Origin of the sequence: Xanthomonas sp. (assembly GCF_017163755.1) — a bacterium.
Taxonomy (GTDB): domain Bacteria; phylum Pseudomonadota; class Gammaproteobacteria; order Xanthomonadales; family Xanthomonadaceae; genus Xanthomonas_A.
In genome coordinates this window covers 1-12,032 of record NZ_JAFIWC010000020.1, presented here as the reverse complement: position 1 = coordinate 12,032, position 12,032 = coordinate 1, and the positions used below count along the sequence as shown (strand labels likewise).

Here is a 12,032-nt window from a genome sequence, read left to right as displayed (position 1 = left end):
GCCTCAGCCCGAGTTGATGTGCTCCTTGCAGTACAGCCGCCGGTACGCGGTCGGGGTCATGCCCAGGCGCTGGCGGAAGATGCGGCGGAAGTAGCCGCCGTCGCTGAAGCCGGCACGCTGCGCGACCTCATCGACGGTGCAGGTGTTCACCAGCAGCAGCTTCTCGGCGAAGGCGATGCGCTGGCGGTGGATCGCCTCGGTCAGCGTGGTGCCGAACGCGCGCCGGTAGATGCGCCCCAGATAGTCCGGATTGCAATGCAGTTGCGCGGCCAGCGTGGACGCGTTGAGCGCGGTGTGGAACTGGGTGCCGATCAGCTGCCTGGCGCGGTACGCCAGCGCCACCCCGGCGCGATCGGAATCGTGCGGGTCCGGCCAGGCGCCGGCCACGCACTGCAGCATCGACAGCACGATCGGCTCGAGCATCGGCAGCGCGCGCCGCTCCTCCTGTTCGCTGAGGAACCAGCGGAACAGGCCGACGAAGCGTTCCGGGTCGCGGATCGCGGTGCGCTGCGGCATCGACAGCGCCACCGCATGGTCCGCCGCGGCCACGCCCGGTTCCAGTTCGAAATGCACCCAGTAGAAGCGCAGCTCGTCGGGAAAGCGGCCCAGGCCGGCGTGCTCGCGTCCCGGCCACAGGATCAGGGTCTCGCCGGGGCCGATGTGGAAGTCGGTGTCCTGCTCGCGGATCGACAAGGTGCCGCGCTCGACGAAGATCAGCTCGTAGGACTGGATCACCCGCGCCGGATGCGCGCCGACCCCGCGGGAAATGAACAGGCCGCCGTTCTGGACCCGGATCGGATAGGCGACTGCGAGTTCGAGCATGTCGGAAGCGTCTCCCCGCCACGAATGGCACGCTGCACTGCAGCAATGATGGCGCGGCATGGCCGCGTGCGCCGCCGCGGCCGCGCAGGTCGGAATCGTACCGTTTTTATACCGCGCCGGCTCTTGTTCCGGCGCCGGCGGCGTGCGACGTTGGCCTGGCGCCGCGAACCGCGCCTCCCGCAAGGAAACGTACCGTTGAATGCGACCGCCGTTCCCGCCGCCGCAGCCGGCGCCAGCCCGGCGGCCACGCACAAGCTCTCGCGCGTGGAGAAGTTCGGCTACGGCCTGGGCGATGCCGGCGGCACCATCGTCACCTGCCTGATCGCCAATTTCCTCACCTTCTTCTACACCGACGTGTTCGGCCTGACTCCGGCGCTGGTCGGCACCCTGTTCACCGTGCTGCGCGTCGCCGACGCGGTGTCCGACCCGCTGATGGGCATGCTCGCCGACCGCACCCGCAGCCGCTGGGGCCGCTTCCGCGGCTGGCAGCTGTGGATCGCGCTGCCGATCGGCATCGCCTGCGTGCTGACCTTCAGCACCCCGCAACTGGGCTACGCGGCCAAGGTGGCCTACGCCTTCGCCAGCTATTTCCTGCTGTCGCTGTGCTACACCGCGATCAACGTGCCGTACTGCGCGCTGATCAACAGCATGACCGGCGACCACCGCGAAGTGGTCTCGGCGCAGTCGTGGCGTTTCGTGCTGTGCGGCGTCGCCGGCTTCCTGGTCTCGGTCGGCCTGCCGTGGCTGGTGCGGGTGCTCGGCGACGGCGACGCCGCGCGCGGCTACCAGCTCGGCGTGGGCCTGCTCAGCGGGCTGGCGGTGGCGATGTTCCTGTGCTGCTTCTTCGCCGTGCGCGAGCGCGTGCCGGTCAGCCTGCTGGGCGAGGCGAGCATCGGCCAGCACCTGCGCGGGCTGCTGCGCAACGACCAGATGCGCCTGGTGCTGCTGATGTCCTTCCTGCTGATCAACGTGTTCAACATCCGCGGCGGCGGCTACCTGTACTTCATCACCTACGTGCTGGGCGGCAGCGCCGGCTACGCCTCGCTGTTCTTCGCGATGGTGGCGCTGGCCACGGTGCTCGGCGCGATCGTGGTCAACGCGCTGTGCCGCCGCTTCGATCCGCTGGCGCTGTACCTGCACACCAACCTGGCGCTGGCCGCGCTGGGCGTGCTGCAGTGGTGGATGCCGACCGGTCCCGGGCAGCAGACGCTGTGGCTGGGGCTGATCTTCGCCAACTGCCTGGTGCTGGGCTTCGCGCTGCCGCTGCACTTCTCGATCATGGCCTTCGCCGACGACTACGGCGCCTGGAAGAACCGGGTGCGTTCCTCCGGCATCAATTTCGCCTTCAACCTGTTCTGCATCAAGCTGGCCTGGGCCTCGAGCGCGGTGGTGATCAGCTACCTGTTCGTGCGCGTGGGCTACCGCGCCGGCGCCGAACACCAGACCGCCGCCTCGCTGCAGGCGATCACCCTGCTGGAAACGCTGATTCCCGCGGCCATCCACCTGCTGCTGGCCGCGGTGATCTACCGCTGCCGCCTGCGCCGGCCGCTGCTGGCCGAGGTCGCCGCCGACCTGGCCGCGCGCCCGGTGCACTGACGCCCTTCCCTCTCTCCCCCTCCAAGGATCGACTCCTCCATGCCGCTTTCGCTCGCCCCGCCGCCCGAACTCCCGCTCGACCGCCTGCGCATCGCCGATCCGTTCTGGCAGCGTTACCAGCGCCTGGTGCAGGAGGTGGTGCTGCCCTACCAGTGGGATGCGCTCAACGACCAGGTGGCCGACGCCGAGCCCAGCCACGCGATCGAGAACTTCCGCATCGCCGCCGGCCGCAGCGACGGCGCGTTCTACGGAATGGTGTTCCAGGACAGCGACGTGGCCAAATGGCTGGAAGCGGTGGCCTACCTGCTCGCGCAGCATCCCGATCCGGCGCTGGAACGCGATGCCGACGCCACCATTGAGCTGATCGGCGCCGCGCAGCAGGCCGACGGCTACCTCAACACCTATTTCACCGTGAAGGCGCCGGAGCAGCGTTGGACCAACCTGGCCGAATGCCACGAGCTGTATTGTGCCGGGCACATGATCGAGGCCGGCGTCGCCTACCACCAGGCCACCGGCAAGCGCGCGTTGCTGGACATCGTGTGCCGGCTCGCCGACCACATCGACGCGACCTTCGGCCCCGGCCCCGACCAACTGCACGGCTACCCCGGGCATCCGGAGATCGAACTGGCCCTGATGCGCCTGTACGAAGCCACCGGCGAGCCGCGCTACCTGGCGCTGACCCGCTACTTCGTCGAGCAGCGCGGCCGCACCCCGCACTACTACGACGAGGAATACGAAAAGCGCGGCCGCAGCTTTTTCTGGGGCGGCCACGGGCCGGCGTGGATGATCGAGGACAAGGCCTACAGCCAGGCGCACGTGCCGGTCGCGCTGCAGACCACCGCGGTGGGCCACGCGGTGCGCTTCGTCTACCTGTATGCCGGCGTGGCGCACCTGGCGCGGCACAGCGGCGATGCGCAGCTGCGCGCGACCTGCGAGCGGCTGTGGGAGAACACCACCCAGCGGCAGATGTACCTGACCGGCGCGATCGGCGCGCAGAGCTACGGCGAGGCCTTCAGCGTCGACTACGACCTGCCCAACGACACCGCCTACAACGAAAGCTGCGCCTCGATCGGGCTGATGATGTTCGCCAACCGCATGCTGCAGCTGGCGCCGGACAGCCGCTACGCCGACGTGATGGAGCGCGCGCTGTACAACACGGTGCTGGCCGGCATGGCGCTGGACGGGCGCCATTTCTTCTACGTCAATCCGCTGGAGGTGCATCCGCCCACGGTGCACGGCAACCACACCTTCGACCACGTCAAGCCGGTGCGCCAGCGCTGGTTCGGCTGCGCCTGCTGCCCGCCGAACATCGCCCGCGTGCTGACCTCGCTCGGCCACTACATCTACACCCGCCGCGACGACACCTTGTACGTGAACCTGTACGTGGGCAGCGACGCGGCCCTCGAGGTGGACGGGCAGACGCTGACCCTGCGCCAGCGCGGCGAATACCCCTGGCAGGAACAGGTCGAGCTGAGCGTGGACTGCGACGCGCCGGTCCAGGCCGCGCTGGCGCTGCGCCTGCCGGACTGGTGCCGCACGCCGCAGCTGCGCCTCAACGGCGAGGCGGTGGCGATCGAGGAAAACCTGCAGCACGGCTACTGCGTGCTGCGCCGGCGCTGGCAGCGCGGCGACCGGCTGGAACTGCGGCTGCCGATGCCGGTGATGCGGGTCAGCGGCCATCCGCGCGTGCGCCATCTGGCCGGCAAGGTCGCGTTGCAGCGCGGGCCGCTGGTGTACTGCCTGGAGCAGGCCGACAACGGCGCGCAGCTGCACCAGCTGCGCCTGCCCGCCACCGCCGCGATCCGCACCGCGCCGGGCGACGGCACCCTGGCCGGCCAGGTGCTGCTGCAGGCCGACGGCGAGCGCCTGCACGGCGGCGACGATGCGCAGGCCGACGCGTCGCCGCTGTACCGCTACGACGCGCCGCCGCGGGCGCGGCAGGCGCAGACCCTGACCTTCGTGCCCTACTTCGCCTGGGCCAACCGCGGCGAGGGCGAGATGCGGGTGTGGGTGGACACGTGCGGCGACGGCTGACGGCCGCGAACCTGCGCGGCGACGGTCCGCGCAGGCGCGCCTGGCACGGGCGTGCCTTGCGCGCCGTCGCCGCGGCCGCCTACCAGATGCGCACGCGCTCGGCGTCCGGCCGCAGCATCGCGTCGCCGGCCTTGCACTGGAACGCCTGCGCATAGGCCGGCAGGTTCGACGGCGCGGCGATCGCGCGGAACCTGGCCGGCGCGTGCGGATCGGTGTTCAGCCGCACCTTCAGTTCGCCGTCGGTGAAGTTGCGCCGCCACACCGTGGCCCAGTTCATGAAGAAGCGCTGCTGCTGGGTGTAGCCGTCGATGCGGCGGTCGCGCTGCGGGTCCTGCTTCAGCGCCATCTGCAACGCGTCATAGGCCACGGTCAGTCCGCCGAGGTCGCCGATGTTCTCGCCCAGGGTCAGCTTGCCCTTCACCTTCAGGCCCGGCGCCGCCTCGTAGGCGTCGAACTGCGCCACCAGCCGGTCGGTGCGCTGGGTGAACAAGGCGCGGTCCTGCGGCGTCCACCAGTTGTCGAAGTTGCCCTGGGCGTCGAACTGGCTGCCCGAATCGTCGTAGCCGTGCATCATCTCGTGGCCGATCACCGCGCCGATGCCGCCGTAGTTGAGCGCCGGATCGGCGCCGGGATCGAAGAACGGCGGCTGCAGGATCGCGGCCGGGAACACGATCTCGTTGCGGGTGGCGTTGTAGTAGGCGTTGACCGTCTGCGGGGTCATGTGCCACTCGCGCTTGTCCACCGGCTTGCCGATCTTGTCGAGCATGTAGCGGTAGTTGAACGCGCGCGCGGCCTGCACGTTCTCCAGGTAGCTGGACGCGGTGGTGCGCAGCCCGCTCCAGTCGCGCCAGCGGTCCGGGTAGCCGATCTTGGGGGTGAAGCTGGCCCATTTCTCCAGCGCGCGCTGCCGGGTCTGCGGGCTCATCCAGTCCAGCCGCTGCAGCCGCGCCTTCAGCGCCAGCGACAGGTTGTCGACCAGGTGCTGCATCTGCTGCTTGGACTGGGCCGGGAACGCCGCCTGCACGTACAACTGCCCCAGCGCCTCGCCCATGCTCTCGTTGACCGTGCCGAGCACGCGCTTCCAGCGCGGCAGCATCTGCTTCTGTCCGCGCAGGGTCTGCTGGTAGAAGGCGAAGTTGGCCTGCTCGAACGGATGGCTCAGGTACGGCGCCGCGTCGTCGAGGGTGTGGAAGCGCAGGTAGGCCTGCCAGGTCTCCGCCGGCACCTCGCCCAGCATCCTGTCCAGCTCGGCGAAGAAGCCCGGCTGCGCCAGCGAGAACGTGCCGGCCGCCGGCACCTGCAGCACGTCGAAGAACGCGGCCCAGTCCAGGCGCGGGGTGATCGCGTTGGCGGCGGCCACGTCGACCGGGTTGTAGCGCTTGGCCGGATCGCGCAGCTCGATGCGCGACAGCGAGGCGTTGGCCAGCCGCGTCTCGAACGCCAGCACGTCCTGCGCCTGGCGCGCGGCCTGCGCTTGCGGCGTGCCGGACAACTGCAGCAGCTGCGCGACGTACTTCACGTACGCCTCGCGGATGCCGGCATGCGCGGCATCGGTGTAGTAGCCCTTCTCCGGCAGGCCCAGGCCACCCTGCCCGGCATAGGCGATCATCTGCCCGGAGTTCTTGTAGTCGGCATTGGCGCCGAACGAGAACAGCATGCCCTGGCCCTGCGCGTAGCGCTGGCGCAACCAGGCGACGATGGCCGGCGCGTCGCGCAGCTGCGCGATCGCCTGCAACTGCGGCTGCAGCGGCGCCAGCCCGGCCGCGTCGATCGCGGCCTGGTCCGAGCCGGTGTGCCAGATGTCGGCGAGCTTGGCCTGGATCGAACCCGGCTGCGCGCGCGCGGCGGCGAGCTTGTCCATCAACGCGTGCTGGACCGCCAGCGAGCGTTCGCCGAGCAGTTCGAAGCTGCCCCAGGTGGTGCGGTCGGCCGGCACCGGGTTCGCCGCCAGCCACTTGCCGTTGACGAAGCCGTTGAGGTCGGCGCAGGCATCCACCGACGGGTCCAGATCGGCGCTGCGCAGGCTGATCGGCGGCGCGTCGGCCGCGCCTGGCGCCGGCGCGGGCGCCGCTTCCGCGGCATGGGCGGCCGCGGGCAGTGCGGCGACACCGGCAGCGATGGCGAAGGCAAGCGCCGCGGGCGCGAGGCGACGAGGAATCATGCGGGTCTCCGGCAATGGACGAGCGCGCCTGGCCGGCGCAATGGCCCAGGGTAGCGGTCGCGCGCGGCGCGACCTTGGGCCAAAGGTCATGCGCCGCGGCACGAACGCCCCCCGCCTGCGGCCCATGCGCCGGCGTCCGGTCGGCCTGCGGCGCGCGCTGCAGGCCACGCTCACGGCCAGCAAGCGAGCGAGCGCCGCGACGCTGGATCGCCTGCGCTACACCGCCGCCAGGATCGCCTGGCGCTGCCGCTCGTATTCGGCCTGATCGATCACGCCCCGGGCATGCAGGTCCTCGAGCGTGCGCAGGCGCGCTTCCACCGTGGCCGCGGGCGGCAACGGCGGCGGTGCCGATCCGGCCACCATCGACGGATGCGAATGCCGGCGCGCACGCACCGCCAGCCACACCACCACGCCGATCAATACCGGGAACCCGAGCAACACCAGCAGGACCAACGCATGCCAGATGCTGACACCACCCATGTAGCGCTCCTTGTCGTCTTCGAGATCCCCGCACGATTGCGGCGATCATGGGAACGGCCGCGACTTCGCGTGTGGCGCTCCCTCGCCGCCGCGGAAGACCGCGAGGGTGCGCGAATGCAGCGACCGATGCGTTGCTGGCCGGCAGCCGAGCGCCGTGCGCTCGCCATCCGGCGCCGTCTCGCGATTACTTGGCCTTGCCCTGGTTGGCGACGGCCTCGGCGGCCTTCTTCGCCGCTTCCGGATCGCCGAGGTAACGGTAGGACTGCACCTTCAGCTCGTCGTCCAGTTCGAACAGCAACGGGATGCCCGTGGGGATGTTCAGCTCGAGGATGTCCTCGCGCGAGACGTCGTTGAGGTACTTGTACAGCGCGCGCAGCGAATTGCCGTGCGCGGTGACCAGCACCGTCTGCCCAGCCTTCAGCTGCGGGGCGATGGCGTCGTGCCAGTACGGCAGCACGCGCTCGAGCGTGGTCGCCAGCGACTCGGTGGCCGGCAGCGCGTTGCGGTCGAGCGTGGCGTAGCGGCGGTCGTGCAGCGGATGGCCCGGGTCCTCGGCATCCATCGGCGGCGGCGGGATATCGTAGGAACGGCGCCAGATCTTGACCTGGTCCTCGCCGTGCTTGGCCGCGGTCTCGGCCTTGTCCAGGCCCTGCAGGCCGCCGTAGTGGCGCTCGTTGAGGCGCCAGCTCTTGCGCACCGGCAGCCAGTCCTGGTCCAGCGCCTGCAGCGCGCCCTGCAGGGTATGGATCGCGCGCTTGAGCACCGAGGTGTGCGCCACGTCGAACTGCAGCCCCTCCTCGCGCATCAGCCGGCCGGCGGCGGCGGCTTCCAGCCGGCCCTGCTCGGTGAGGTCCACGTCCACCCAGCCGGTGAAGCGGTTATCCAGGTTCCACTGGCTCTGGCCATGGCGCAACAGTACGAGTTTGCGGGTCACTGCGACGGTCTCCGTTGGGGGATGCGTGGGGTCGTGCGGCCCTGGATTGTAGCGGGATCGCCGCAAGGGGATGCCGCGGCGGCCGTATCGGGAATCGGCGAGCGCATTTTCGATCCAGGCGATGCCCTTCGTGGGAGCGACTCCTGTGGGAGCGACTTCAGTCGCGACGGGATTCCCGGCAAAGCCCGTCGCGACTGAAGTCGCTCCTGCAACGCTTTGCCAGCTGCAAGACCAAGTCAAAAACTCGCCATCCAACGTGGCCATCTCCGTCGCCTGGCGAGCGCAGCGCCGCCACGCCCGCCGTCATCGCAAGCGCACCGGCCTGCACGCCACGGCCACGACCGCGGCGCGATCATCGGCGCATGGATACTTCCCCGCACAGCCCGGTGTTCGGCGACTGGGACGGCAGCGTCGTGCAGGCGCGCGCATTGCAGGCCACGCTGGCGCAGCGGGTCCGCCTGGTCGACGAGGCACCGGCGGCGCCGCGCTGGCTGGGCGGTTTCGACGTCGGCTTCGAAGACGACGGGCGCATCACCCGCGCCGCGGCGGTGCTGCTCGACGCCGACACCCTGCAGCCGCGGCAGCTGGAGATCGCACGCGTGCCGACCTCCATGGCGTACGTGCCGGGGCTGCTGAGCTTCCGCGAACTGCCCGCGCTGCTGGCGGCCCTGGCACGGCTGGCGCACGCGCCGGATCTGGTGTTCGTCGATGGCCAGGGCATCGCGCATCCGCGCCGGCTCGGCATCGCCGCGCATTTCGGCGTGGTCACCGGCCTGCCCAGCATCGGCGTGGCGAAGAAACTGCTCGCCGGCCGCTGCGCCGAGCCCGGCCCTGCGCCGGGCGAGCGCAGTCCGATCGTGCACCGCGGCGACACCGTCGGCTGGGCGCTGCGCAGCAAGGCGCGCTGCAAGCCGCTGATCGTCTCGCCCGGGCACCGCGTGTCGGTGGACGGCGCGGTGGCGTGGACGCAGCGCTACCTGCGCGGCTACCGCCTGCCGGAGCCGACCCGGCTCGCCGACCGCCTCGCCTCTCGCCGCGGCGAGATGCCGCTCGTCGACGCCGACGCGCCATCCCTGTTCGGCCGCGACGACGCCGCGCCGTAGCGCCTGCGGGCGCGGCGACGCGACGGGCGGCGAGCCTGCGCAGCGGCCTCCATCTGCGCGAGCCGAACGAAGCGGCGGCGCAGCGCCTACTGCGCGGACGCTAGTTCGCCCGGCCGCGGCACGCCGGCGACGAGCACGCCGGTACAGGACACTGCGTCTTGCCGCGCCGCACTGCCGCCGCCGCGGCGCGCATGCGAAGCTGGCGGCTCCTTTCCCCGGAGCCGCTGCAATGACCACGCTGATCGCCCCCCGCGTCCACGACATCGGCGGCTTCCAGGTGCGCCGCGCCGTGCCCAGCCTGCAGGCGCGCAGCGTCGGGCCGTTCGTGTTCGTCGACCACATGGGCCCGGCGGTCTTCGAACCGGGGCACGGCGTCGACGTGCGTCCGCATCCGCATATCGGCCTGGCCACGGTCACCTTCCTGTGGTCGGGCGAGATCGGCCATCGCGACACGCTGGGCTCGGACCAGGTGATCCGCGCCGGCGACGTCAACTGGATGACCGCCGGGCGCGGCATCGCCCATTCCGAGCGCACCCCGGCGCCGGAACGCGCCCAGCCGCATCCGCTGCACGGCATGCAGACCTGGGTGGCGCTGCCGCGCTCGGCCGAGGAAACCGAGCCGGCGTTCTACCACCACGCCGCAGCGACGCTGCCGCAGCAGCGCCGCGACGGGGTCTGGCTGCGGGTGATCGCCGGCCGCGCCTACGGCGAGGAATCGCCGGTCAAGGTGTTCGCCGACACCCTCAATGTGGCGCTGGACCTGGCGGCCGACGCGGAAATCGACCTGGACGCCGGGCACGTGCAGCGCTCGCTGTACATCCTCGAAGGCGAGGCGCAGCTGGACGGTACCGACGTGCCGGCGCGCCACCTGATCCTGCCCGAGCCCGGCGCGCGCGGCCGGCTGCGCGCCAAGACCCCGCTGAAGGCGATGCTGATGGGCGGCGAGCCGCTGGACGGCCCGCGCCACCTGTGGTGGAACTTCGTGTCCAGCTCCACCGAACGCATCGAGCAGGCCAAGCAGGACTGGCGCGACGGACGCTTCGGGCTGATCCCCGGCGACGACCAGGAATTCATCCCGCTGCCCGAGCCTGGCAAGTAAGGGCTGCCGGCACGCTGGGCCGCCGCCGCGTCCGCAGCGGCGACCGTGGCCGTGCATGACTACGGCACAAACGTTGAACTGAGGCCGTCCGCACTATTCAATGGCGGAACCGCCCACACGGGGCGGCGCCTTTCATGACACGGAGCTCGTTATGTCAATGACCAAACGCCTGACGGCGGAATTTCTCGGTACGTTCTGGCTGGTACTCGGCGGCTGCGGCAGCGCGGTGCTCGCCGCCAAGTTCGGTGGCGACGGCAACCCCCTGGGTATCGGCCTGCTCGGGGTCGCGCTGGCGTTCGGCCTGACCGTGCTGACTGGCGCGTACGCGTTCGGCCATATTTCCGGCGGCCATTTCAACCCGGCGGTCAGCCTCGGCCTGTGCGCCGGCGGACGCTTCCCCATGGCCGACGTGCTGCCCTACGTGGTGGCGCAGGTGGCCGGCGCGATCGTGGCCGGATTCGTCTTGCTGCAGATCGCCCAGGGCGCGCCCGGCTTCGCGATCGATCCGGGCCAGGCCGGCGCATTCGCCAGCAATGGATACGGCGCGTTGTCGCCCGGGGGCTATTCGCTGGTTGCCGCCCTGCTGTGCGAAGTGGTGCTCACCGCGGTGTTCCTGCTGGTCATCATGGGCGCGACCCACCAGAACGCACCGGCCGGATTCGCCCCGATCGCGATCGGCCTGGCGCTGACCCTGATCCACCTGATCAGCATCCCGGTGACCAACACGTCGGTCAATCCGGCCCGTTCGACCGGCGTGGCGCTGTTCGCCGGCAGCGGCGCGATCGGCCAGCTCTGGCTGTTCTGGGTCGCCCCGCTGCTCGGCGGCGTGATCGGTGGCGCGCTCTACCGCGTGCTTGGCAGGCGCTGAACACCGCACCGCGTCCACGCCGCAATGCCGGCGTGGACGCGGCCGGACATCACATCCGGCACGCTACCTGCTGCCGACCGACCCGGGCAATCGCGTCCGCGGCGCGATCGCGGCTTCGCGGCTCGGAGCGAGGCTTGCGGATCGCCGCAGCCGGATCGGCACGCCAATTGTCAAGTGCCGCCAGCTGGGCTATGGTTCGGGACAGCGGCCGGGGCAACTGCAGCCGCACACACCGGGACACGCACTGCGTAGGGGTATGCACTGCACGGATCCCGCAATGGAACGAGGGTGACGTGGCGTGCCGGCCTGCGTGGGCGTGCGCTGAAAAGATCGAGACCGTCGCACTGCGGCGGCGCATGGGGACATCGCGAATGAGGCTTGCAAACTGGCTTACCGGCTCCTTGGTTCTGGCCGCCATCCTGCCTGCGGCCGCCGCCATGGCGCAGCAGGCGCAGAACTGTCCGCCACTGCCGCCGCAGGCGAAGCTGCAGTGGAACGAGCGCAGCGACAAGGGCTTCATCGTGTGCCGGGCCATGGCCGCCGACGGCCGCCAGGTGCTGGGCATGATGCTGACCGCGCGCGACCCGAACATCCCGCTGGCGCGCAACCTGCGCGAAGAGAAAGGCAGCATCGCCGGCGAGAGCATGCACTGGTACCGGCCCGACCTGGGCGGCGTCGACGCCCCCGGCCTGGCCTCGCGCCGCGTCACCGTGGTCGAGCTGGGCGAGGACCACTACGCGCAGGTCTGGATCGACGCCGGCGACGTGCAGGAGCTGCAATCGCTGCAGTCGCTGGTGCAGGGCCTGGACATGAGTCCGACCCGGCTGGCGCTGGATCGCTGACTGTCCGCGAAGTCCTTGTAGGAGTCAACTGTCATGCAGGAGCGATCCCAGGAGGGGCATAAGGCGCTCGATCACGCGCGATGGCGTTGAGCC

The 12,032-nt window shown here is 70.6% G+C and carries 10 protein-coding genes; 6 read left to right on the top strand and 4 right to left on the bottom strand.

The genetic code is table 11. From position 1 onward, the window contains the following. Window positions 1-3: 3 nt before the first annotated feature. Window positions 4-822, bottom strand: coding sequence for an AraC family transcriptional regulator (locus tag JR065_RS14125; RefSeq protein ID WP_206234895.1), 819 nt, complete (start codon window positions 820-822; stop codon window positions 4-6). 195 nt (window positions 823-1,017) lie between these two features. Here JR065_RS14125 and JR065_RS14120 point away from each other — a divergent pair, with 195 nt between their 5' ends. Together JR065_RS14120 and JR065_RS14115 are read left to right on the top strand one after the other, a co-directional pair. Further along, entirely contained in the window at window positions 1,018-2,418 is a 1,401-nt protein-coding gene (locus JR065_RS14120) for an MFS transporter (RefSeq protein WP_206234894.1), read from the top strand. A gap of 39 nt (window positions 2,419-2,457) precedes the next feature. After that, the gene (locus JR065_RS14115; protein WP_206234893.1) at window positions 2,458-4,452 is read left to right on the top strand and encodes a glycoside hydrolase family 127 protein; all 1,995 of its coding nucleotides are present in this window, start codon (window positions 2,458-2,460) and stop codon (window positions 4,450-4,452) included. Window positions 4,453-4,531: 79 nt separating this feature from the next. Here JR065_RS14115 and JR065_RS14110 read toward each other — a convergent pair whose 3' ends face one another. The 3 genes from JR065_RS14110 to gpmA form a co-directional block, all read right to left on the bottom strand. Further along, the gene (locus tag JR065_RS14110; RefSeq protein ID WP_206234892.1) at window positions 4,532-6,613 is read right to left on the bottom strand and encodes a M13 family metallopeptidase; all 2,082 of its coding nucleotides are present in this window, start codon (window positions 6,611-6,613) and stop codon (window positions 4,532-4,534) included. A gap of 216 nt (window positions 6,614-6,829) precedes the next feature. Further along, the gene (locus tag JR065_RS14105) at window positions 6,830-7,093 is read right to left on the bottom strand and encodes an SHOCT domain-containing protein (RefSeq protein ID WP_206234891.1); all 264 of its coding nucleotides are present in this window, start codon (window positions 7,091-7,093) and stop codon (window positions 6,830-6,832) included. A gap of 184 nt (window positions 7,094-7,277) precedes the next feature. After that, window positions 7,278-8,027, bottom strand: coding sequence for a 2,3-diphosphoglycerate-dependent phosphoglycerate mutase (gene gpmA, locus JR065_RS14100; RefSeq protein ID WP_206234890.1), 750 nt, complete (start codon window positions 8,025-8,027; stop codon window positions 7,278-7,280). A gap of 362 nt (window positions 8,028-8,389) precedes the next feature. Between gpmA and nfi the strand changes: the two genes are divergently transcribed. The 4 genes from nfi (at window position 8,390) to JR065_RS14080 (ending at window position 11,939) form a co-directional block, all read left to right on the top strand. Continuing rightward, on the top strand, window positions 8,390-9,130 hold the full coding sequence (gene nfi, locus JR065_RS14095; RefSeq protein ID WP_241093627.1) for a deoxyribonuclease V: 741 nt from the start codon (window positions 8,390-8,392) through the stop codon (window positions 9,128-9,130). A 229-nt stretch (window positions 9,131-9,359) separates the two neighbouring features. Further along, window positions 9,360-10,229 carry a pirin family protein gene (locus JR065_RS14090; RefSeq protein ID WP_206234889.1) on the top strand — a complete coding sequence of 290 codons (870 nt, stop codon included), beginning with the start codon at window positions 9,360-9,362 and terminating at the stop codon, window positions 10,227-10,229. A 151-nt stretch (window positions 10,230-10,380) separates the two neighbouring features. Further along, window positions 10,381-11,097 (top strand): aquaporin Z, encoded by a 717-nt coding sequence (gene aqpZ / locus JR065_RS14085; RefSeq protein WP_206234888.1) that lies wholly within the window; start codon window positions 10,381-10,383, stop codon window positions 11,095-11,097. A 371-nt stretch (window positions 11,098-11,468) separates the two neighbouring features. Continuing rightward, window positions 11,469-11,939: a hypothetical protein gene (locus JR065_RS14080; protein ID WP_206234886.1), complete on the top strand. Its 471-nt coding sequence runs from the start codon at window positions 11,469-11,471 to the stop codon at window positions 11,937-11,939. Window positions 11,940-12,032: the final 93 nt, after the last annotated feature.

Coding starts and splice junctions, on each gene's coding strand:
- JR065_RS14125 (WP_206234895.1), bottom strand. CDS start 822: ATGCTCGAACTCGCAGTCGCCTATCCGATCCGGGTCCAGAACGGCGGC.
- JR065_RS14115 (WP_206234893.1), top strand. CDS start 2,458: ATGCCGCTTTCGCTCGCCCCGCCGCCCGAACTCCCGCTCGACCGCCTG.
- JR065_RS14110 (WP_206234892.1), bottom strand. CDS start 6,613: ATGATTCCTCGTCGCCTCGCGCCCGCGGCGCTTGCCTTCGCCATCGCT.
- JR065_RS14105 (WP_206234891.1), bottom strand. CDS start 7,093: ATGGGTGGTGTCAGCATCTGGCATGCGTTGGTCCTGCTGGTGTTGCTC.
- nfi (WP_241093627.1), top strand. CDS start 8,390: ATGGATACTTCCCCGCACAGCCCGGTGTTCGGCGACTGGGACGGCAGC.
- JR065_RS14090 (WP_206234889.1), top strand. CDS start 9,360: ATGACCACGCTGATCGCCCCCCGCGTCCACGACATCGGCGGCTTCCAG.
- aqpZ (WP_206234888.1), top strand. CDS start 10,381: ATGTCAATGACCAAACGCCTGACGGCGGAATTTCTCGGTACGTTCTGG.
- JR065_RS14080 (WP_206234886.1), top strand. CDS start 11,469: ATGAGGCTTGCAAACTGGCTTACCGGCTCCTTGGTTCTGGCCGCCATC.